The 23,541-nt window shown below is 39.0% G+C and carries 14 protein-coding genes; 6 read left to right on the top strand and 8 right to left on the bottom strand.

Annotation, left to right across the window (positions count from 1 at the left end; genetic code table 11):
- The 6 genes from ACM03V_RS26455 to ACM03V_RS26430 all read left to right on the top strand — a co-directional run.
- A partial coding sequence (locus tag ACM03V_RS26455) for a tetratricopeptide repeat protein (RefSeq protein ID WP_414623785.1) occupies window positions 1-3,044 on the top strand: 3,044 nt, incomplete at its 5' end.
- A gap of 178 nt (window positions 3,045-3,222) precedes the next feature.
- The gene (locus ACM03V_RS26450; protein ID WP_414623784.1) at window positions 3,223-3,642 is read left to right on the top strand and encodes a hypothetical protein; all 420 of its coding nucleotides are present in this window, start codon (window positions 3,223-3,225) and stop codon (window positions 3,640-3,642) included.
- A gap of 462 nt (window positions 3,643-4,104) precedes the next feature.
- Window positions 4,105-6,300: a hypothetical protein gene (locus ACM03V_RS26445; RefSeq protein ID WP_414623783.1), complete on the top strand. Its 2,196-nt coding sequence runs from the start codon at window positions 4,105-4,107 to the stop codon at window positions 6,298-6,300.
- Window positions 6,301-6,318: 18 nt separating this feature from the next.
- Window positions 6,319-7,305: a hypothetical protein gene (locus ACM03V_RS26440; protein ID WP_414623782.1), complete on the top strand. Its 987-nt coding sequence runs from the start codon at window positions 6,319-6,321 to the stop codon at window positions 7,303-7,305.
- Between the two features lie 17 nt (window positions 7,306-7,322).
- Window positions 7,323-8,156, top strand: coding sequence for a hypothetical protein (locus ACM03V_RS26435; protein ID WP_414623781.1), 834 nt, complete (start codon window positions 7,323-7,325; stop codon window positions 8,154-8,156).
- A complete protein-coding gene (locus tag ACM03V_RS26430) occupies window positions 8,045-8,605 on the top strand; it encodes a hypothetical protein (protein WP_414623780.1) in 561 nt (186 codons plus the stop codon). Before ACM03V_RS26435 ends, ACM03V_RS26430 begins: the two co-directional genes overlap by 112 nt.
- Before the next feature lie 132 nt (window positions 8,606-8,737).
- Here ACM03V_RS26430 and ACM03V_RS26425 read toward each other — a convergent pair whose 3' ends face one another.
- From ACM03V_RS26425 to ACM03V_RS26390, 8 genes are all read right to left on the bottom strand, one after another.
- Entirely contained in the window at window positions 8,738-12,379 is a 3,642-nt protein-coding gene (locus ACM03V_RS26425) for a tetratricopeptide repeat protein (RefSeq protein WP_414623779.1), read from the bottom strand.
- A gap of 34 nt (window positions 12,380-12,413) precedes the next feature.
- Window positions 12,414-14,258, bottom strand: a complete 1,845-nt coding sequence (locus ACM03V_RS26420) for a CHAT domain-containing protein (protein ID WP_414623778.1) — start codon at window positions 14,256-14,258, stop codon at window positions 12,414-12,416.
- Between the two features lie 39 nt (window positions 14,259-14,297).
- Window positions 14,298-14,705, bottom strand: a complete 408-nt coding sequence (locus ACM03V_RS26415; protein WP_414623777.1) for a trypco2 family protein — start codon at window positions 14,703-14,705, stop codon at window positions 14,298-14,300.
- A 57-nt stretch (window positions 14,706-14,762) separates the two neighbouring features.
- Window positions 14,763-15,644, bottom strand: coding sequence for a hypothetical protein (locus ACM03V_RS26410; protein ID WP_414623776.1), 882 nt, complete (start codon window positions 15,642-15,644; stop codon window positions 14,763-14,765).
- Window positions 15,645-15,683: 39 nt separating this feature from the next.
- The gene (locus ACM03V_RS26405; protein WP_414623775.1) at window positions 15,684-16,076 is read right to left on the bottom strand and encodes a hypothetical protein; all 393 of its coding nucleotides are present in this window, start codon (window positions 16,074-16,076) and stop codon (window positions 15,684-15,686) included.
- Between the two features lie 34 nt (window positions 16,077-16,110).
- On the bottom strand, window positions 16,111-20,988 hold the full coding sequence (locus ACM03V_RS26400; protein WP_414623774.1) for a CHAT domain-containing protein: 4,878 nt from the start codon (window positions 20,986-20,988) through the stop codon (window positions 16,111-16,113).
- Window positions 20,989-21,171: 183 nt separating this feature from the next.
- Entirely contained in the window at window positions 21,172-21,468 is a 297-nt protein-coding gene (locus ACM03V_RS26395; RefSeq protein WP_414623773.1) for a trypco2 family protein, read from the bottom strand.
- Window positions 21,469-21,576: 108 nt separating this feature from the next.
- Window positions 21,577-22,140 (bottom strand): hypothetical protein, encoded by a 564-nt coding sequence (locus ACM03V_RS26390; RefSeq protein WP_414623772.1) that lies wholly within the window; start codon window positions 22,138-22,140, stop codon window positions 21,577-21,579.
- Window positions 22,141-23,541 lie beyond the last annotated feature (1,401 nt).

Raw genomic sequence — 23,541 nt, 5'->3', positions numbered from 1 at the left:
AACCGCAACGTCCAAGTCCAAAAGGCGATAAAATATTGCGAGATTGGATTGTTCCAGTTTTGTATCAGCAGGAAAGTTACGCGCCGTTTATTCCTGAAGATAGTACAGATGATATTCTCGATCTTGATGCATTTTTAGAATCAGAAGAAACCATTACGCAATTGGTAGGGTTTCCAGATGAAGGAGCCTACGGTTTTATCGGACGCGATTACGATATTTTGCGATTAGAGCGAGCATTTCGTCAAAATAATATCGCATTAATGAAAGGAATGGGCGGTGTCGGTAAAACTGAATTATCTTGCGGATTTGCGCGGTGGTTAGAATCAACTCAAGGGCGTGATAGTAAAATGTTCTTTGTCTCCTTTGAACATGGCGCAACGTTGAGTAATGTTATCAACTCAGTTGGTAGGGAAGTTTGGAAAGATAAATTAGATAAATTTAATTCGCTTCCCACAGATAAACAACAAGCTGCGGTGTTGAAATATCTGCTTTCCTCACCATGCTTATTAATTTGGGATAACTTTGAACCTGTAAATGGTTTTCCCACTGGGAATGAGCCGTTATTGAGTGGGGAAGAAAGAAACGAACTCAAACAGTTTCTCAAACAATTAGGCAGTGGGAAAACTTGGGTATTAATTACCAGTCGTCGCGAGGAATCTTGGCTTGATTGTGGTTATACGCTGTTGAATTTAGGCGGTTTGCTCGCAGGGGATGTAGAAGAATTAGCCGCGAAGATATTGCAAACTGCCGGGGTAGATAAAGCCAAGTTACCGCAAGAATATTTGGAATTATTGAAACTGTTGGGGGGACATCCCTTGTCATTGCGAGTCGTGTTACCGCATTTGAAAACGCAAACACCAAAGCAGTTAATTGAAGCTTTGCGTCAGGGATTGGATACTTTTGCGGGGGAGGAAGAAGAAGGAAGGGATAAATCGCTGACGGTTTCGTTGGATTATTCTTTTAGTAAATTGTCGGAGAAAGCGAGGAGACATTTACCGTTTTTGGGGTTGTTTTGTGAGAGGGTGAATGTAGATTTGCTTAATGGTTTTTCAGAAAGCCCTGATGATGAATTTGGGCAAGTATATAAAACGGTATTTGGGGAGAATTTGCACAAAGATGATTGGTTAGCAATTCTCAATGAAGCCGCAGCAGCTAGTATTTTAGAACAATTAGATAGCACTATATATAAAATTCACCCGGCTTTACCTTGGTTTTTGCGGAAACGGTTGAATCAACAAGTTTGTTTGGGAATTGATTCTGGGGATAATAGCCTTGGAATAAATTCCCAGGCTGATATACAAAGTCCACTTCAGTGGACTGAAGATGCCCGAAATTCGTCTTTTGATTCTTCTTCCCAGTTGGGAAAAAATTCTCAGGGTGATACAGAAACCGAAGGTTGTGGAGATTTATCATCTAGTCGTCTTGAGACGACTTCGCATATGAGCCTCGGAATTGATTCCGAGGTGGATGTGGATGCTCAACAAAAAATTGCCGAACTCGAAAAAAAGTTGCTGATTTTCTACGCTTATTCGGCGAATGATTTGCGTAAAGAACTGATCGGCAATGCCGAATTAGCAACCTCGATCCTGCGGGTAGAAGAACCAAACTTGCTGCAAAACCTGCGTATCGCCGAACAACAACAGCAATGGGCTTATGCACAAGCGATTTTGCAAGCCTTGGAAGAGATATACCTACGTTTAGGGCGCAAAACGGAATTTAAAGCTTTGCGACAAAGAGCATTAAACCAAATTGGTATACATTTATCGGAAGCCAAAGCCAAGGGTAAAGATGCTTTTAAATTCTGGATATATCTACGGATTAATGAAGCTAACGAAGCACTGTTGCGTGGTGATTTAGAAGCAGCAAGAGTAATTTATCAAGAAATTCTCGATGAGTTGATAGCTTTAAATGATTCCTCGGTCAATCATAATATTGCTGTTACTTATCACCAACTGGGTATAGTAGCCCAAGAGCAACGGCAATTTGAGCAAGCACAGCAATATTACCTTCAAGCTTTAAAAAGATGGGAAGATACAGGGGATTTGTACAGCGCTGCAAATACCTATCACCAACTGGGTATGATAGCCCAAGAGCAACGGCAATTTGAGCAAGCACAACAATATTACCTCAAAGCTTTGGAAATAAGAGAAGATGCAGGAGATTTGTACAAAGCTGCAACTGGCTATCACCAACTAGGTGTGGTAGCCCAAGAGCAACGGCAATTTGAGCAAGCACAGCAATATTACCTCAAGGCTTTAAAAAGATGGGAAGATACAGGAGATTTGTACAGCGCTGCAAATACCTATCACCAACTGGGTTGGGTAGCCCAAGAGCAACAGCAATTTGGGCAAGCACAGCAATATTACCTCAAAGCTTTGAAAATAAGAGAAGATGCAGGGGATTTGTACAAGGCTGCAACTGACTATCACCAGCTGGGTATAGTAGCCCAAGAGCAACGGCAATTTGAGCAAGCACAGCAATATTACCTCAAGGCTTTGAAAATATTTGAAGATGCAGGGGACTTGTATAATGCCGCAAGAGAATATTACCACCTGGGTAGGGTAGCCGAAGAAAAACGGCAATTTGAGCAAGCCGAGCAATATTACCTCAAGGCTTTGAAAATATTTGAAGATGCAGGGGATTTGTACAGCGCTGCAATTGTCTATCACCAACTGGGTATGTTAGCCGAGAAACAATACCAATTTGAAGAGGCGATTAGTTTTTATCAAAAAACCTTTGGTGTTTTTAAACAAGTCCAAGATTGGTATTGGGTTTCAATAACCTTGGCTAAATGGGGAAACGTATTAGAAGCGCAATCCAATTACTCTCACGCTTTACCAATTTATATTCGTGGTTTCGTGATTGATAATGAGCATCATCAAGAGTTTATTATTTTTTATATCAATGCTTTAGCGCGGATGTTGCAGGTTTTGGGAGAAAATCAATTTGATACGAGTTGGCGGGAGGTGACGGATGGCGATTGTGTGGGTGAGGTGCGGGAGGCGATTTGGGCGGCGCGGGATAGGTTGGATGAGGAGGGGTAGGGGAAGAACCTCACTCCGTCCTAAATAACACCCCTTTCTTTGGCAAGGAGATGCTATTGTTACTCGTAATAAAAAAGATTTCCCAGTTACAACTCCGTGAATTTTAACTCCGGAAGAATTAATTCAAGAGTCATCAAATTTTCCGTAAATTCAAATATTTAAATATCTATAAATCTATATGACTACCCAACTAGACTTAACCGAAATTAATCAAATTCAACAGCTACTTAACGACTACGAACCCGCACAAAAAGCATTAGATACTCTAGAACAAAACAACGGTAATTTTAATACTACTTTCGACGAACTTTGGACTGAAAAATTCGGTACGGATACTTACGATCAAAAATCTCTTTGGCAATCTACTTTAACTGTACTACGCAAAGAACTTTGCGGTGATGATGGTTTCCAGGCTCAATTTAAAGAATATACTAAAAACCCCGGTAGCGCTCCATTACTTACTGGATTAATTGTTTCTATTACAACTTTATCTGGTTTACCTTTAGATCCAGCTATTTCTACAGTTATTGTTTTATATCTCCTCAAAGTGGGATTAAAGATTTTTTGCGAATATACGGAACCCGATAATAGTAACTAGTGTTGCGTAGCTCTATTACGGCTATCCGGTTAGCATAGAAACATAATTTATCCGATAGGCGATTGGAAGCATAAGTTCTCCTTTGCTGCCAAGTTATCGTTCCAGTGACAACTCTTGTAGTATTAATGTAATGTAATGCTGCTCATCGCGGGTTTATTGATGATAGGTTTTTTTATTGACATTCTGGTTTTGTCTTGCTAAATTTACAAAGTAAAAAAATACTTAGTTTATGGAGTATTTTATTTATCAACTCATGCTTTAGATACTCTCAATAATAAATACTATATTTATTTCTTACTATTTTATTAGTATTGTTATCCAAATTACATTACATCTTTATGTTCTCAACTTTTTAACAAAGGCTTTATGAACTTTTAAATGGTGGGTTTATTTTTGTCTAACTGTGCTAAATACTCTGTTGTGAAATTAGTCATAAAGCAATTTATTTGTTAACTAAAAATTATGCAAAGAGCTACACAAATTGCCACAATAATAGAAAAACGTCGCCCACTAGCGGAAAAAATTGCAACTGTTGAAGGTAGTCTAAAGACTCTTGCAGCGACACTGCGCGAAATTGATGAATATCGTACCAAATTAATATCAACTATTGAAGAAGAGCGTGTTATTGGGTATCTAAAAGAAATTTATTTATCTAATGTTTTATCAGAAATTGACATCGAGTTGCAAGCCATTGGCAAGATTAAAGCACGATTTTCTCGTGAAACGCTTAATGTTGGCGTTGTCGGACGTGCTAGACAAGGTAAAAGCCGATTGCTGCAAAGCTTGAGTGGACTTACTGCATCTGAAATCCCTGATGGCGATCGCCAACATTGTACTGGGGTTCGCAGCACTATTCACCATAATAAGAATGTTGATACTTATGCAGAAGTTTGGTTTTATTCAGAACAATCTTTTCTAAATGATGTTATTGCACCGTATTATGAGAAGTTAGGTTTAGGTTCTAAACCTGCAACGCTCGATACTTTTGCCAATAATTCCCTGCCACCATTAACTGGTAAATTACCTGGGGCTGCAATGCCTCAAGCTATGTATGAACATTTAGAGCGATACCATAAAAACATCGGTAAATACCGTCATTTATTTCGTTCAGTGTCGCCCTTAAAAATTTCTAAAGAACAAATTCGTGAATACGTTGCTCAAGATACACCCAATGGTGAACGTGTTTACTTTAACTACATGGCTGTGCGGGAAGTCAAAATTATCTGTAACTTTCCTAATGAGGATGTGGGGCAAATTGCTTTGGTTGATATGCCTGGTTTGGGGGATACAGGGGTTGGGGATGATGTTCGCTTAGTTAAAACATTGGGAGAGGACGTTGATATTGTCCTGTTTATCCGAATGCCCAAAACAACTGGCGATTATTGGGCAGATGTGGATGTGCAACTTTATGACTTAGTTAATAATGCCCTTGACGATTTACCTACTAGTTTATGGTCTTTCCTTGTTCTTAATAGAACTAATGCTGATTCTAAAAACGGTGATAACTGGGATAATTGTCAAGATTTGAAGAATACCCTTGACGAAAAACATATCACTGTCGCTTATCAAATGATTGCCAATTGTGCTGACAGTGCTGAAGCAGGGCAAGTCCTTGATGCAATTCTCAGCTATATGACCGACAATATTACTCGTCTTGACAAACAGTATGCCACATCCCTTCAAAAGCGTTTAGAGCGTCTCCAAGGTGAAATTGCCAATGAATTAGAGAAAGCTCGTGCAGCCTTAAATCACGTAGTACTAGACAACAGTGAATTTCGATTATTTGAAAATTTATTTGACCAATTTTGGGGTGAACTCACTAATGGGCTTGAAAATTTACTTAAAGAATTAAGGGAGCAGCGTGATTTCCCAGATATAGATTTCCAGGAACAAATTGATGTGACACTTAAGACTTGTAAACAAGATACTGGCATACCAAGTATTCAACAAATTGAAAACAGACGTAATCGTGTAGGTGGCTATCCTAATGCTTATTATGAATATCTTAATGAAATTCGCGCTTACTTGTCGGGGCACTTTTTGTCTATAGATGAAGCTTTAAAAAAAGGACTCTTGCGCGTAAAGTCCAACGTAACTGATGTTTTAGTAGAAGCCGGATTAGGTAATCTTGCAAATGTACGGGGCGTTGATTTCCTTCAGATTTTAGCTCAAAACATACCTAAAGAGCTTATTGAAGGAATTCCCAGTCAACTAAAGCAAGGTTTTGAAATTTTAGCAAGCTTTGAACTCTCATATCGTGGACTCATACAACATCGTATCCGCCTACATTTAGATTTACTTACACCCGATGGCACGAACCTACAACTTACTTCCTCTCCTACGGCTTCAGAAGTAAGAGATTGTCTTACGACACTACAAGAAGAAGCCATATATCAGTGTGAAACAGCATTAGATGATTTAGTAGCTGAACCCAATCAAGCTGCCTTTGCCATAGTAGAAGAATTTGTTGATCGCGTCTTACGCGCTGAAGGAGTTAAAAAAGAGTGGCGCTTTTTCTTGCAAGAAGTGCGCTCAGAAGTGTGGACAAACCAATTTAGTCAGTTAGGTGAACGCACTAAAACTAGACGTGAATGGTTAACGTTAGTAGAACAAGCAAACGATGCGAATAATCCCGATTTGATGCACTTTATAGACTGATATACTAAGGTACCTTGAATGCAAGAGCTTAAAATTACAATGTTAGGTGCAAGTGGTGTTGGAAAAACAACACTTTTGACTGTCATGTATGAACAGTTTGAGAGTTGTATTGATGCTGTTAATTTACAGTTGACACCTGATAATGATACGTCGGCGATTCTTCAAGAAAGATTGGCAGAACTCAAAAGCTTACTAAATCAATTTACAGCCAAAGGTAGAGTCGGTATTGAAGGAACAGAAGCTTTGGCTGGACCTCAGTCTTTACAACCCTATGTACTTGATATAGGAAAGATAGGAAAAGAGCCTTCTTTGCGATTATCCTTTCATGATTTTCCTGGTATATACTTAAGTTCTAACGCCTCTTCTGAAGAAAAGGAGTTCGTGAACTCACTTATTGAAAAATCTTCTGTAATTTTGATTGCTATTGATGCACCTGCTCTTATGGAAAGAAGCGGAAAGTATCATGATTTAATTAACAAACCTCAAGCAATAAAAGATTATTTTAAAAAAAATTTGAAAAGTTTGCAAAATCCCAAAATGGTTATTTTTGCACCCGTAAAGTGTGAAAAATATTTACAAACTCCACAAAAAACGCAAGAGCTAATAGATGCTATCAGAAAAGGATATTCTAACCTTATCAAGTATTTCCAATCTTCAGAACTAAATCCTTGGATTGTTAGCATTCTTACACCAGTTCAAACTGTTGGAGAAGTTATTTTTTATCGCATCGAAGAAGATTCTAATGGTAATCCAAAGTTTAGTTTCAGAAAAACAAAAGCTGATGCTAAATATAATCCTAAAGATAGCGAGCAACCACTGCGTTATATTCTCAGATTTTTGTTAAAACTACATATTGATGGACGACAGTGGAAGTATCTTAATTTTATCCGCAATTGGTTAGGTCTAGATAAGGAACTTAAAGAAGCTGTAGAAGAATTCGCTAAAGGTTGTAAAACCACAGATGGTTTTACAATTATGCAAGGTGATAAATGGATAAACATTTAATTTAATAGGAGAATACAATGACTGTTTATATTCAAAGTCGCGGCATTCCTCAAGATAAAGACTATCAGTGGCTAAAAGTAGAAAGCGAGGAACTTGTTCCAGAAATTCCAGAAGCCTTACGCTCGTCCTTTGAGACTACAAATGGTGAAACAATAACACTTACAAATTTAATTGATAGTCAGAAGCAATCTCTTGTTCTAGCACGTAATAAAAGAGGTAAACTATTTTTACTTATTACTGGTTTAAAAGCGAAAGAAGAACGCATAGATTTTATGGAGCGTTCTATCAGAAACTCAATAGTTTGGATATGTGATGAAAATTCAGAATCTGAGAAACTTTTGAGAGGTCTAACAATTCAAGCATTACGAGATATTGGCAAATTTGAACATGATATTGACGAAGCCATCTCTAATGATGATAAGTACGGCTTTAAAGTATCACAGCAAAATATTAAAAATATTGAAGAAGACGCACAAGAGCTTATCCAAGCTTCTAATCAAACAGCAAATTATGAAGGACTAATTGGCAATAAAAACTCCCTAGAATTACTATCAGAATTGAGTATGGAATTAGAATCTAATTGCCTACCAGACAACTATTCCTTACTTATAGTTGTCACAACTTTTAAATCGAAGGATGCGTTAGAAAAGGCTAGAATTTGGCGCAGTTTATCTAGTCGTGTAGATGGAAATCAGTGGAGTCCTATACCCCAAGCAACTGGTACAGCAGACCCCAGTAATTGGATGAGCAATCTAAAAAAAGATTTGTTAGGGAGAATACCACCACTGATAGCCGCAATACTCCTCGTAATAGTCGTACTAATCCTCGTCAAAATAATGCTCCTGAATTAGAAGCAGAAGTAGAAAATCCATTATCTTTACTGCTATCTTCACTGTCTCCAAGCATACAAGAAATAATCTCTCAAATACTTAACCTTTCGAGGGAAGAACAAAATAATCTTCTAAAGATTATTTTACTTTGGTTACAGTTAAATCCAGAGACACAAAAAAAATTAGCCACATTGCATAATGAATTAGGCAGGTTAAATTCCGAAGAACACGATGAACTCTTTGTTATTATTTTTGATTGGCTTGCTTTAGATTATACAGAGCAAACAGATTTTTGGTATATCATTGGCTTTATGCGCCAATGGCAGCAGTTGCACGATAAAGCTAGAAACGGTAGCTTAGATCAAGATGAACAAGATTTATTACTAGAAGCAATGAAAGCTAGTAAGTTTTGGCTTCAGAAAGTTAGTCACATTTTAGACGAAAGCAATGATAATGATGAACAAAAATAGGTTATTTCTACGCAATAAAACTTTAAACGATTAGCCGATTTTTTGTCCCAATGATTCTCATACACTTTTACTTGGGATGTTTAAGCCAAGAGGGTGACTTTTTAGCTTAGGCATCCACCTATATGTTCTTCGCTATCCACCTTGACAAATCCATGCTCCCCAAAACTTAGGATGTGCCAGAGGTTTAGTGGTAGAACTGTTTTCCAGTTCTCGCTCTGGAGTTAGACTCTTAAAAGCCGTTAACTCTTTTAAAACTTCCATCCCCGCATCTGATTGACGTAGTTCGGCGATGGTAACGTTGCGGATATAATTTTGTGCTTGCTTTAAAGCAGCACTTTTGTCAAGTCCTCGATCCAAATAGTCAAAGAAACGCTCCATTAATAATACCGAAGCTTTTTCGGGTACCGACCACAAAGTCAAAATTACGGTTTTTGCACCCGCACTAGCAAAGGCACTCCGTAAACCAAATACCCCTTCTCCCGTGGTGACATCTCCTAAACCAGTTTGACAAGCCAAGAGAATAGTCATCTCATTTGCCCAAAGGTCTAAGCTTGCTACATCCTGAGCAAACAGCCAACCTTTACCTGCTTTTTCTGGAAGCTGCTTTTCTGTAATCAAACTATTAGCTCCAGCAAATGCTAACATTGATCTCATCATGGGATTAGAAACTTTAATTCTACGCCAACGGTCAAAATTATCAATTAAGATTTCTGCTTCGTTAGTAGCCTCATCTTTAGGTAGATAAAGCCCATGAGTAGCTAACAGTAGTACGCGAGGACATTGACTATCTCGAATCAAAGGTTCAACAGCTTCTCGGTCTAAATATGGTTTAACTTGTAATCGATGGGCAATAGTTATGCCTAAGCTAGTAGTAGCATTTAATCTTTCTAATGGCTTGATTTCATCGATTTTCATTTCTGTTATTACATTAGAAAGTTGTGAATTAGTAGGCTGATTAATATTTTTAGATGCAGAGATTTGTGAACTAAAATTTTCATGAGAAGTTACTTCATTAGGGGAAGTCTGTTTGGGAACTGGGTTTAATTCTGCATTTGGCACTGATGCACATAAATCGTAATCGGGGTCAGCCATGACTAGAGGAATTCCCGCAGGACGTAGGGGTTGTTGTTTGTGTCGTAATAAGTCTCTAGCTGTTGTTATGTATTGAATACTTTGATACCAGTCTATCAAATAGGTATCAGAATTTTCTTCCTTGGGTAATAATTCAAACGGTAATAAGCTTAATACCGAATCAGGAGCAATAATAAGATTTTTGTTATTACCAATGTATTCGCAAAGTGGCCGATAGATTAATTTAGTCAACTCCCCACCAGGTGAAGTTTGGAAATCATAAGTCTTTATTTTTATGGATGGTTTTATCTTCGATTTTTTATTGCCAAAGTTTTTAAAACCCATATGATTGTTATCCGTATCTGATGATATTAAAAAGTCACGGAATTTTTCAATTAAAATGTCTATGGGTTCTGCTTCTCCCAAATCTACCATTACTATTTGCTCTGGTTGTTGACTGGGTACAACAAAAGCAACATAATGTTCTTTAGTAGATTTTTTTTGCTCAAAATACAAATTTTTAAACCGCACAAACTCTACTAAAACACTATCTTCTGGAAGTTCTGAAGCAATTACTTGATAGTTTATATCTTCTTTTAATTGAATTTCTGGGACTTGAGTGGCTAAAAACTTTTCTACTTCATCGTACTCTGTTTGAGCTTTGATGAGCTTTCGATTAATAATGTCAATTGATAGTTCTTGTTGAGTTGCAAATTCATCCTGATTACTACTAATAGTTAATCTAATAATTTGATTACTAAGAGAACGTAATTTTTGAAATTCGGTTTCCAGATGGGGATAGCGTCCGCTATATATGGCAGAATTGAAAGCAGTTATGGCTGCTATATTGATAGCTTTGCGTTGTAATACTAGAGTAAGAGTCGTTTGAATAATCTCTAAATTATGTTGAAAGTGTTTGACAATTAAAGAAAAATATACGTCTAAAGTTGTTCTGATTTTATTAATAAAAAGAAGACGATCTTTTTCATTACTAGCAGCTAATATTCGAGATAGAATTCTATTTCCCATCTCTATGCCTGCTTGGCATTTAGCTAAAGCTTCTTTGTGATTTCCGGTAAATTCAAATACAGATACGAGTCCATGAATAGATTTAATGTTATTAGGATAATCGTCTGGAAAGAATTTTTTATGTACCTCTAAGGCTTGTTGAAAATTATATTTAGCTTTCTCGTATTCTTTTTGCTCTAAGTATATATTTCCTAAATTATTCAAGCTAGTTGCAACTTCAGGATGACCATCTGGAAATAATTTTTCCAGCATATTCATTGACTGTTTATAAAAATTTTCTGCTTGCTCGTATTGGTGAAATGTCAAATAAAAAACACCAATATTATTTAAGGTAGTTGCAGTATAATGATGACCATTGGGAAATAGTCTTTGTTGCATCTTCAAAGCTTGCACTAGGAAAGATGCGCTTTCTTTATATTCTTCTTGCTTATATTCAATATAAAGACAACCTAGACTATTTAAAATCGTTGCAGTATAAGGATGATCATTGGGAAATATTCTTTGCTGCATCTTCAATGCTTGCTGATAATAAGAATCGGCTTGTTCGTATTTTCCCTGATTCCAGTAAAGATAACCCAAGTTATTTAAGCCAGCTACTATATCGGGGTGATCTTCTTTAAATAATCTTTGCAGCATCTTTACTGATTGTTGAAGATAAAATTCAACTTTCTCATATTCTCCTTGGTCTGAGTAAAGAGAACCTAAGCTATTTAAACTAACTGCAATATTAAGATGATCGCTTGGGTATAAATGTTGACATATATCTAATATTTGCTGATGACAAGATATAGCATCTTCATATTTTCCTTGATGTGCGTAAAGAAAAGCCAGATTATTCAAGCTGGTTGCAATCTCAGGATGATTCTTTGGGTATAACGCCCTTTGCATCTCTAATGCTTGGTAGTGATAAGGTTCAGCATCTTCATATTTTCCTTGAGATGAGTAAAGAGAACCCAAGCTATTTAAACTAACTGCAATCTCAGGACGACCATTAGGATAAAATCTTTTTGGATATAACTTTTGGCACATTTCTAATGCTTGCTGTGCGTAAAATACGCCTTCTTTATAATTTCTTAAATTTCTGTAGAGAAGACTTACATTATTTAGATTAACTACTATATGAGGATGACCATTAGGATACAATCTTTGCTGCATTTTTAATGACTGATTTAGGTAAAATTCTGACTCTTCGTATTTTCCTTGATTGAAATAGACATTGCCTAAATCACTCAAACTAATTGCTAAATCAGGATGATCGCCTAGATGCAATTTCTGGCGTATTTCTAATGCTTTTTTGATGTATGGTGTAGCTTCTTCATATTTCCCTTGGGAAAAGTAAAGAGAACCTAAAGTATTTAAGCTTAGTGCAATCATGCGATTTTCATCTGGATATGATTTTTGGCATATTTCTAATGCTTGCTGTGCGTAAAATATACCCTCTTCATAATTTCCTATATCTCTATAGAAAAAGCCCAAATTACTTAAGTTAGCTAATAAATATGGCTGCTTATACTTTGTCCATAATTGTTGAGCTATTGTTAAAGCTTGTTTTTCTAGAGAAATAGCATCAAGATATTTATTATTATCCTTAAGGTTATTGGCTTTCTTCGTCAATTCTTCCCACTGACTAATTAGTTCATTTTCAGAAGAATAAGAATCATTTTTACTATTCATGATAGCCTCTTAAAAACAAAAAATTTTATATTTTTCAAACTGTAATTTGATATCTAAAGCCCATTACTTCACAGTCTTCATTTCTTACATAATTGAGCAAATCATTTAACTCTGATGAACTTAGTTCCATTGGGTCTTGCTTAGATAATTCCGAATCATCTTGAGGTAGCCAATTTAATTTTGGTTTCCGGAAACTAGTAATAGCTATCCACTCTTCTACTCCCAAATCTCCCTCTAACTCAAAGTAAGGGCATTCATCATGTTTGGGGTCAGGACAAACAAATTCTCCCTTCTGATGATAGTTTTTAAAAACTAAAGAAGTAGGAGAAATACACCATATTGTTCCAGAGGTAAATTTAGAAATTAAAATTACATAGCTTGGCTTTTCTAACTGAAGATAACAACGCATTCGCGTTCCCAAAGGATATTCAGGCAACATTTTCTTTTTCCGGTAAAGTTTGATGTCTGCCACTTTTATTTCCAAAGGACGAACAGAAAAATTATTAGTTGAAGATATCTGTTTTGATATTCTCAGCCATAACTGTTGCGGTTCAAGCTCAGATTCCGATTTGTAATCTTGTTTATGTCCGTCAATTTTCGAGTCATCATCTATGAAGTCAAACAAATATCCATCTTCATCACCATCATGACGCAGAAAAATAACAGGACGATACCATTCATAATTAGAATAACGCATCATTCTGGATGCTAATTTTACGGATTTCAGTAACGATTGTTTTGCACACAAACTACGGTATAAATGTTCTACAAAGTCAATAGTGCTGTCTTCACTTATATTGAATGATGTTGCCACAACTGCTGGAACTACACGAAGTACGCTTTGAGCAATACCATTGAAAACTGACTCACTTTGATGAGCTAAAGCTGATTTACAAGCTGTGATAACAACCAATTTAGGTTTACCAATCTCTAATGCACGGGTAAATCTTTCAGCACTGATATAGTCGGGATTTCCTTCTTCATTCTCAAAGAGAAGAAATCCTGAAGGATTACCTAAAGGAGTATCGCAAAACTTACATCTACTTTGATTCCTATGATAATAAATTTCACTAGTACCATTTTTAGGACAAGAAGGATTTTTACATTGCTTTTTAAAAATGCCATGTCCGTCAAAATGGATTACATCTGGCAGCTTTTTATTTTGGTCTAAATTCTCTGTTAAATATGTAGTAAGTTGTTTATATGTTTGGTTCGACTTATACCAATTTAATAAATAGGCACGACCTTTCTCTTCCGCTTTTCTTATTCCATTAATTATTTTTGACTCTTTACTAAGTAGTTTTTGATTATCTTTTTCAGATGCGCTTGATGATATTAGTAAAATTTTAAGCTGTTCAACCTTTTTTTTTACTACTGGGAGTGTATTTCTATGAGCTACCAAGTATGAGAAATTGACTCGCTCTGCCAAAAAATAGGCTCCATTATGGGCTATTTGCCAAGGATATAGGGGTAATCTAGATTTTGTAATAGCATCAGCATAATATTGAATTTGAATATGTAAATCTTCTTCTGACCTAGTTGCTCCAAGTTTGCTGTACAGTGTTTCTCTAATCTCTTCAGGGAATAAAGCTTTATAGATTTTTCGACCTATATTCTCACGTATTTTTTCATGGAAGAAATACTCGTCATTATCTTTAAGGAGAATTCCTTCTTCAACCATCCAATCCTTATCATCGTTTAAACGATGCTCATATTTAAGATTAAAAGTATTAAGTGCATTAAGTACAGTAAACAATTTAGCGTCTTCATTCCCATCTGAAAAAGGTAATGAAGATTCTATTTCTCCATATTTATCAGCATTAATCCTAAATTTTATTCCATCATTAATTGGAGATAAATATAGTTTTAATTTTTTCATTTTCAATTACTTTATTGGAAGACATCTATTATAAACAGATTAAATATCTTCATCATCGCCTTGTAAAATTACTTTTGGAGTTGCTTCTTCTATTTTTTGCTGTAATTCTGGCTTCAACCGCTTCCATGCTTCTTCACTCAAATTAATAGCTGGAGTAAGAGTAAGATTAATTTTGTGTACATCTTCTCGATTAGACTTTCTTGCAACTTTTCCGGCACCTTCTAATTCTCCCATTTTTAGAAAATCAACACCTAAAACCTGTACTTTAAGTTCTGATTTAGCTTTTCCTTCTACCTCTCCAGAAATTTCTTTTGAAAAAGTAACTTGAAGCTCTAATTCTGCCTTTTCTACGAAGAAAACTGGCGAGTCTTTATTTGTACTTTCTAATTCCTCTTTAACTTTAGCAATTAGTTCGCTTAAGCTAATATTATTTGATAAGTTAGACAAGATGATTCTCCTTATAAAGATTTATTTTTGTAGATAAATTATAATATTGAAATAGAATTAACCCCAACCCCGCCATAAGTATTCGGTAAGTTGCTGTCCCACACGACGTTCTTCATTTGGATCGGGGGGCAAATTCCAACGTAGAGATTGATAGAGTAGATGGCGGTGCATATCAAAGGTGGCTTCAATTAGTTCACCATAGTTTCTGGCAGCATCAAGTGCCCAGTTGTAAGCAAAGATAGCTGAGAAGATGCCCACAGGAGCCGCCCACCATGCCAAGAATGTCCAGAAGATAAAAAATAGTAGGCTCCACAGCCAGAAGCGAGATGCAGTGTTGAGGTCAGCACGGGCTTCTTGTAGGTCTTTCTTAACAGCATCAGGAAGAATAAGCCACAAGCGTGACCAGCAGACAATTGTATCTAATCCATATTTTTCCAAGGGGCGTTGTTCGGCTGCACGGAGGATGTTGCCCAGGCGAGTGGGCATAAGTTGTTTTTCCAGGGGCAGATGAAGTTGCTGCCAGTCAAGTTGAACCAGTTCATCGCGCTGTTCGGCATTGCGTTGAGAGGGATCGATGCGTTTAAGTGTTTGCCACCGAGTGCTAATCCGTTGACTACGTTTGGCTTCTAAGGCAATTAAGCAACGACGCAAAGGACGGAGCCAAGGATGCCAGTAGCCTTCCAGAAAGCGCAGCACAGGTAAATCAAAACGTTGTACCACAAAGGCAGAAGCGGCAATAACGCATAATACCCCGATAAGGAGAGCAATCTGTAGAGGTTCAGGCTGTTGACTGAACCAAGTGCTAGCAGATTTCCAGCCAAAGCGCTGTAGCCCTGCTGCGGCTCCGCCTAACCAAAAGACAAAGGCGGGGGTGAGTAGAGTAGCAACCCATTTTTCAGCAAGTTTGCTGCCAAAGCTTTCTAGGAATTTTGTGGGCATCGCTTTGCCGAGAGAGTTAATAGAGATGAGGCTTCTGAGTTAGCCAACTGAATTCAAAGCAGGTTCCAGAGGAGTATCGTCGTGAATGGGGCAAAAGGGCGTGGGCCGACCAATGCGATCGCGTGACCAAGTGTAATCGCACTGAGGACATTTAAATTCCGGTGCAGAAATTTCAGATATTTTACCAGGTGGTTTATCTGATCCTTTTTGAGGTATATTGGTTTGTTGGAATTGCGTTACCCAGTTGCGAGTGGCTCTAGTGTCCGTCAATAGATCCCAGATGGAATCCTCAACAGATTCTCCAGATTGAGCTTCTTGTAGGAGTTGGTCAAGTTCTTGGCGCATTTGTTTTCCTGCTTCAGTGCCCAGTAATTGGGAGAGGTGAGGACGAATCGCCAGAGCAGTTTCTAAAATTGAGATATTATTACTCATTGTTGCTTAGTTAAGTAATAGGCTGGAATAATGATTAAACTCCCATATAGCTGAAGGCTGCCCAATGGTAGGGATGGGAGAAGTCAAATCGCAGCGATCTATATAAATCCCCTTTTTTGGACGCAAGTTCCGGAAAAAACGTTTCACAGTGAGCAACTATATCACGCGGTTCGGCATCCCGAAGCCATTTTTGGGCTGTGATTAAAGCTTGTGATGGTTCTAGGTGGTGGTTACGCCAAAGTGTGTAAAACCGACTTAGCAGAACCATTGTACTGAGGTCAGAAACTGACCAAAGGGAAGCAGCAACCCCAGCGACACCTGCCTGAAGTAAGCCTGTAGGCAAGCTAATGGCTTCATCAGCTAGTTCAATTCCTGGCAATCCAGTTTCGCAGGCGGAAAGAATAGTAAGGCGAATACCACCCTGGTTATTTTCCACCAGTTTAAGGTCGAGTAGGTCACGCAGGGTAAGGATGGCTTCCTCACCTTCACCTGTCATGGCAAGACCACTTTTGAGGGGTTCTTTTAGGTAAGCGTTGCCGTGGCAGGAACAGTGTAAAATTTTGTAATGCGGTAATGCAGACAGAACTGCCTCTCTGGTTGCTTGTTCTTGAGTGAGAAGTCGGGAATTTTGGAAAGTGGCACTAGCAGCTTGAACTTCTCGTTTTGAGTTGGGCAAGGGACGAGCGCCTTCATGTTTGGGTTCATCAATTGCCAAAATCGAATCTGCTACAGTTCGTTGAGCAATTTCCTGAGCCGTTGAAAGCGATCGCGCATTGGGAGCATAGGTAAAGTGAATGGCATCCAGGGCGTAGTACCTTCCAGTAGGAGTATTAGAATCTTCGACCCAGGCGGCATGGAGGGGGAGAAAGCTGAGGAGTCCCGTGGGGATGAGGATAGTTTGTTGGAAATTGCGCTGCTGGAGGTGGTTGATTAAGGGTAACATGAGGGGTTGCCAAAGTTGGCGAGTACCTTGGTCAATGGCATTTAGCCAAGCTTGACGGTTAGTTTGCGATTGGTCATAATAAGCCCTGAACCAGGCTTGGAAGATTTCTTGTAGGCAGTTTTCGGTGAGTTCATCCAACCAAAGCTCATCAATGCCCTCTTGGGTAAGTATGAGAGCAAGGCTGCCAGCAGAAGTGGTTACGAGGTAGACTAGGGGAATATCGGAGCGGAGAGTTTGGCGGATATCATTATAGCTGGGTTTAGCCAGAAAGTCTTCATAGCCGCGAACTTGACGGATTTGCTCGATGATTTTCGTCAAGGTTTCGTGTACTTGTAGGGCTTCGGTGCGGAGAGCTTCAGGAGTGAGACTATGGCGATCATCTAGAGTCATCCGCAGGCGTTCTTGGCTTTCGAGGTTACGTCGTTGGTTGGTGGTATCTCTGTATTGAATATAAAGACTAGGGGCGAGTTGCTGAAGTTGAGTAAGGTCGCTTCTATCTCGGTCTAGGGTTTCACTCAATCCACGGGCGCGACTTTGTTCTAGAATAAGGATGGCTGTTCGCAGGTCGCCAATGCGAGCAAGGGCATAGGCAGCACGGCGGGGCAAGTCATCGATTTCGGCAAGTTCAGCGGCTTTGCCATCAAGTAAAATGGCGGATTGGTAGAGGATTTCGCCTGCTTCAACAGCGAGAGTGTAATTATTGGCAGCTTCTGCCCAAGCTTGTTGATCAAAGTAGAGGTTGGCTAGGTTGCGTGCAGTATGGCGGCAATTTTTGGGAAGCGCCTCACGGGTTCTGACTTCCAGTGCAAGTTTATAAGCAGCAATGGCTTTTTTGAGATTCTCTGCTCTATCCCCCCGAATCCTCTCCTTATAGGCATTTGCAAGATTACTCTGATTCATTGCCCACTGTTCGGGAAACGCTTCACGAGTCAAAACTTGCATGGCAAGTTGACAAGCAGCAATGGATTGTTCGACGTTATCTGCTCTATCCCCCCGAATCCTCTCAAGATAAGCAGTTACAAGATTACTCTGGGTTATTGCCCACTTTTGGGGAAACGCTTCACGGGTAAAGACTTGCAGGGCGAGTTCACAAGCACCAATGGCTTTTTCGAGATTCTCTGCCCTATCCCCCCAAATTGGCTTACTGTAGGCAAGCGCTAAATTTATCTGGGTCTTTGCCCATTCTTCGGGAAATGCTTCACGGGTCAAGACTTGTAGGGCGAGTTCACAAGCGTTGATCGCTTGTTTGAGATTATCTGCCCTATCCCCCCGAATCCGCTCACTATATGCAAGTGCCAGATTAAGCTGAGTAAGTGCCCACCTTTGAGGAAATGCTTCACGGGTAACGACTTGCAGGGCGAGTTGACAAGCAGCAATGGCTTGTTCGAGGTTATCTGCCCTCTCTCCTCGAATCCTCTCATGGTAGGCATTTGCCAGATTCATTTGTGTTTCTGCCCACCTCTGAGGAAATGCTTCACGGGTAAAGACTTGCAGAGCGAGTTGAAAAGCAGCAATGGCTTGTTCCACATTATCTGCTTTCTTCTCTCGAATCCTCTCCCTGTAGGCAATTCCCAGATTATTTTGGGTCATTGCCCAATCTTTGGGAAACGCCTCACGGGTAAAGACTTGCAGGGCAAGTTGAAAAGTGGTAATGGCTTGTTCGAGGTTATCTGCCCTCTCCCCTCGAATCCTCTCAAGGTAAGCATTTGCCAGATTCATCTGGGTGGCTGCCCAATCTTCGAGAAACGCCTCACGGGTTCTCACTTGCAGAGCGAGTTGATAAATGGCGATAGCTTGTTCAAGGTTCTTTGCCCTATCCCCCCGAATCCGCTCAAGGTAGGCATTTGCCAGAGAAAACTGAGCGAGTGCCCAATCTTGAGGAAACGCCTCACGGGTAAAGACTTGCAAAGCAAGTTCACAAGCGCTGATCGCTTGTTCGAGATTATCTGCCCTATCTCCCCTAACCCTCTCTCTGTAAGCGTTTGACAGATTATTTTGGGTCATTGCCCAATCTTTGGGAAACGCCTCACGAGTATATACTTCCAGGGCAAGTTTAGAAGCAGCGATCGCTCGTTCGAGATTATCTGCAATATCTCCTCGATTCCGATCTATGTAGTCCTTTGCCAAATTATTTTGGGTCATTGCCCAATCTTTGGGAAACGCTTCACGGGTAAAGACTTCTAGGGAAAGTTCACAACCAGCGTTCGCTTGTTCGAGATTCTTTTCCTTATCTCCCCGAATCCGCCTCCTGTAAGCACGTGCCAAATTATACTGAGACATTGCCCACTGTTGGGGAAACGTCTCACGACTAAAGACTTGCAGAGCAAGTTGAGAAGCGGTGATCGCTTGTTCGAGGTTATCTGCCTTCTCCCCCTGAATTCGCTCAACGTAGACATTTCCCAGATTATTCTGGATCACTGCCCACTGTTGGGGAAACGCTTGACGGGTCGAGACTTGCAGAGCGAGTTGATAAGCAGCGATCGCTTGTTCGAGGTTATCTGCCTTCTCCCCCTGAATTCGCTCAACGTAGGCATTTCCGAGATTATACTGAGTGATTGCCCAATCTTTGGGAAAGGCTTCACGAGTTCTGACTTGCAGGGCGAATTGATAAGCAGCGATCGCTTGTTCGATGTTGTCTGCCTTATCTCCCCGAATCCGCTCAACGTAGGCAAGTGCCAGATTATGCTGGGTATGTGCCCACTGTTGAGGAAATCCTTCACGGTTAAAGACTTGCAAGGCGAGTTTAGAAACAGCGATGGATTGTTCGAGGTTATCTGCCTTATCCCCTCGAATTCGCCTTATGTAAGCAGTTGCCAGATTACTCTGTGTTTCTGCCCAATCTTTGGGAAATTCTTCACGGGTTCTGACTTGCAAGGCGAATTGAGAAGCAGCGATGGATTGTTCGAGGTTATCTGCCTTATCCCCCCGAATCCGCTCAACGTAGGCAAGTGCCAGATTATGCTGGGTATGTGCCCACTTTTGGGGAAACGCATCACGGGTCAAGACTTCCAGGGCGAATTGAGAAGCAGCGATCGCTTGTTCGAGGTTATCTGCCTTATCCCCCCGAATCCGCTCAACGTAGATAAATGCCAGATTACTTTGGGTGAGTGCCCAATTTTCAGAAAAGGCTTTATGAGTAAAGACTTGCAGAGCGAGTTGAAAAGCGATGATCGCTTGTTCGATGTTGTCTGCCTTATCTCCCCGAATCCGCTCAACGTAGGCAAGTGCCAGATTATGCTGGGACATTGCCCATTCTTGGGGAAACGCCCCACGGGTAAAGACTTGTAGGGCAAGTTGAAAAGTGGCGATGGATTGTTCAACATTATCTGCCTTATGCCCCAAAATCCTCTCTCTGTAAGCATTTGCCAGATTATGCTGGGTATGTGCCCACTGTTGGGGAAAACCTTCACGGGTTCTGACTTGCAGGGCTAATTGATAGGCGGTGATGCCCAATTCCAGATTCAGCCAGCGTTGCCCCAAGGGAAATTGTTGAATCAAGATGCCGAACATATTCAGAGCAAATGCTTCCTGCTGCTGCCGTGATTTGCCTACTAGCAAATTTGCTGCCACTTTCGGTAAAATTTGCAGCAGTTGCTCATTCAACTTTTCTTGATGCTGTGCTAAAAATGGATAAACCTTTTGTGCAGTGCCCTGGCTGTTTTTCACAAGCTCTAACACCTCCAGCAAAAATTGCACCGAGTCACTGGGTGGTGACTCCTTTGCCTCTGCATTTACGATTCGCAGAGATTCTGTCAACTGCTCCACCAACTCCGCCAGATCCAATAACCGCTGTGCCGCTTTCGCATTTCCTCGTTGCTTCAACCGCTCCGCTTCCAGCGCCATTACTTTTAGCAGATCCGTATCCACTAGTTCGGCGTGCTGCTGCAATATTGCTCCTTCTTCCCCACTCACACACCACAAAAGCTCTTCAATGAGCCTCTCATAAGCATCTAGTCTTTGTTCATGCATTCAATTCCACTTCCCACTTTCGTGTTAAAACTCGCATAAATAGTAAAATATGATACTTAAAATATTCGCGTTCACTTACAGCGTTTTGCAAAGAAATCAGGTGAACCCCACCCACGTTATCGCACACCCTCCCTTTAGTCACTGAAGTAACAAATAATTAGCCTGAAATCCAATTTCCGATTGCTAAAAATACTTTGTTGAGATGGGGCACTCACCTTGGTAAATAATACTCAGCAAAGTGGAAGAGTATGGCGCACTCCGGCACTGCGACGAGAGTCTTATAATTCTACGAAGGCTTTTTAAGTTCTGATTTAGCTTTCTTTCAACCTCTCCATAAATCTCTTTTGAAAAAATAACTTGAAGCTCTAGTTCTGCCTTTTCTAATAAGAAAAATGGCGAGTCTTTATTTCTATTTTTTAATTGCTCTTTAACTTTAGCAATTAATTCGCTTAAGCTAATATTATTCGATAATTTAGACAAACTAACTCTCCTTATAAAGATTTATTTTTAGTAGATATAACATCAAAAGATAGCATTCTTATATTTTATTTTAATTATTATTTGATAACATAAATAATTCATTATTTTTCAAGAGGGAAGCGAACGAGTTTTAATATCGGAATCATTCTGTTTCAGGTGTGCATCAAGCACAATATTACTCATATCTACTTTTTTGACAGCAACTCCTATAGCTTTAATAAAGCCATAATTTACACTCCCACCAATAGCCGCACCTAAAAAAGGTATAGCCTTACCTGCTGTAGATGCAGACAATCTAATAAGTATTTTGCTAGCAATACTTATCATTACAGATTTTGTTATAGATGCACCAACTTCTACACCCAATGAAACGCCTACTATTGTCATAAATTCGCTGAAAGAAACCTTATATACTCCCTTTTTATGGTATATAACTCCCAAAGTAACTCTAAACTGTTGAATAACGTTATTTATTACATCTGCTGGGACTCCAACAATCATCGTAGTAAATCCCCCAAATCCACTAGCTGCACCTGTTGTAGCAGCTAATAATGCACAATCCGAAATGAACTTATCAATTCCATTTTTATCAACGCTCTCTTTTATCCCTTCATTATTCATACTCTCAAATACTTTTTGAAAGCTCTTGACTAGTAAAGCTTCTTTATTCATGTTAGTTATGCAACAAATAAATGATTTAGATTTTACTTTTAGAATGCAACAAATTAGAATTAGTTACTCTTGAAAATGAAATATTATATTATATTATCTTTATTATTTTTGCTATATAATATAGTATTTCATTTTGATACCTGAGACTCATAACATATTGAAAATATTTAGAACTTTAAACTTCAAAAGATAAGTTATGGTACTGTTTTCTATCGATGTGTTTATTTCTTCAATAGGTAACTGGTTTCATCTGGCAAAAACTGACTCAATGTAATATTTATTTCTCCTATAAAGAGAGTTTTATGAAGTTTAGACTAAGAGATGAAAAACGACCCACAAAAAGCAAATCTAGTATAAATAATATAAGCATTTTTGAAGTTCCGCAGTACCCATAAGTGTAATGTTTTACTATCCTGCATAAAAACCCCCGTAAGTAGCAATCGAACAGAAAACCTAATTAAGCGGCTACATCATCCGTTGATACAATACCTCATATTTTATTTTGCATTTATTTGAGGTATTGTACTTATACCTGAGTCTTCATGATGTCATAATTGTAACTGTCATGCGTAGATACTTATGTATACTGAAAATCTTAGTCATAAAATATAAAATGTTACAATTACTATATTTCGTTATAATAATACATGAACAAATGTAACTATATATACAAATTTATTTTTTAGTATTCAGTAGAAAAAAAAGTTTAGGGAAAGTTTGAAAGTTTAAAAGGAAGTTCACAAAGTCTAATTAGCCTAAATTTTTAGGGTTTCATTAGTTCATTCCTACGGCTTTATCACTGGTATTTTATTGACACTCCATCTCTTCAATTTGATTTCCGCCAACCCTTATTGCATTAAGTTAGGTCGCCCTGAAGTGCATGCACGGAATTCGAGTCGGGAGAAATTGCGATGGCTTCGCCGACCCCTTCCTTCTTGTATCGCCTTTTCGTAAATCTAATATGAAGTAGCCTGCGATAGCGAAGCGCTGCTGCAAGCAGATCACAGTTATGAAGACATATATCAATCAAAAATTATTGATGCATTAATCAAGATTTTCAACACATAGAATCATCATAATTGCAACTATAACTGTGACACTTTATTAATGTAATAATGTATTACATAATAAACTAAGGTAAAAGTAAGAATATTAACCATCACATCTTGTCACATATGCTTTAAACACAGTACTTTCAGGAACTGATGCTGAGCATCGTGGGTGCCCAGAGTAGGTGGGTGTGGGGGTGAAGTCTCCTAGCTGTAGGGGTTTGGACACTTGTAGTATTATACCTTGCTTTTTGCTCGGTTTTGGTTTGAAGGCAAATTGCCTTTCCGATACTTAATGTGCGAACTGTTTATACATAAATGGTTTACCCTTAGACTTTTGATGTCTGATTAT

The organism is Calothrix sp. CCY 0018 (genome assembly GCF_963920925.1).
GTDB lineage: Bacteria > Cyanobacteriota > Cyanobacteriia > Cyanobacteriales > Nostocaceae > Rivularia.
Note: the sequence above shows the minus strand (reverse complement) of the source record. Positions and strands in the feature narration are given on the sequence as shown.

What these genes read in the sequence shown, in the direction of transcription:
- ACM03V_RS26450 (WP_414623784.1), top strand. Translation starts at nt 3,223, where the DNA reads ATGACTACCCAACTAGACTTAACCGAAATTAATCAAATTCAACAGCTA.
- ACM03V_RS26445 (WP_414623783.1), top strand. Translation starts at nt 4,105, where the DNA reads ATGCAAAGAGCTACACAAATTGCCACAATAATAGAAAAACGTCGCCCA.
- ACM03V_RS26440 (WP_414623782.1), top strand. Translation starts at nt 6,319, where the DNA reads ATGCAAGAGCTTAAAATTACAATGTTAGGTGCAAGTGGTGTTGGAAAA.
- ACM03V_RS26435 (WP_414623781.1), top strand. Translation starts at nt 7,323, where the DNA reads ATGACTGTTTATATTCAAAGTCGCGGCATTCCTCAAGATAAAGACTAT.
- ACM03V_RS26425 (WP_414623779.1), bottom strand. Translation starts at nt 12,379, where the DNA reads ATGAATAGTAAAAATGATTCTTATTCTTCTGAAAATGAACTAATTAGT.
- ACM03V_RS26420 (WP_414623778.1), bottom strand. Translation starts at nt 14,258, where the DNA reads ATGAAAAAATTAAAACTATATTTATCTCCAATTAATGATGGAATAAAA.
- ACM03V_RS26410 (WP_414623776.1), bottom strand. Translation starts at nt 15,644, where the DNA reads ATGCCCACAAAATTCCTAGAAAGCTTTGGCAGCAAACTTGCTGAAAAA.
- ACM03V_RS26405 (WP_414623775.1), bottom strand. Translation starts at nt 16,076, where the DNA reads ATGAGTAATAATATCTCAATTTTAGAAACTGCTCTGGCGATTCGTCCT.
- ACM03V_RS26400 (WP_414623774.1), bottom strand. Translation starts at nt 20,988, where the DNA reads ATGCATGAACAAAGACTAGATGCTTATGAGAGGCTCATTGAAGAGCTT.
- ACM03V_RS26390 (WP_414623772.1), bottom strand. Translation starts at nt 22,140, where the DNA reads ATGAATAAAGAAGCTTTACTAGTCAAGAGCTTTCAAAAAGTATTTGAG.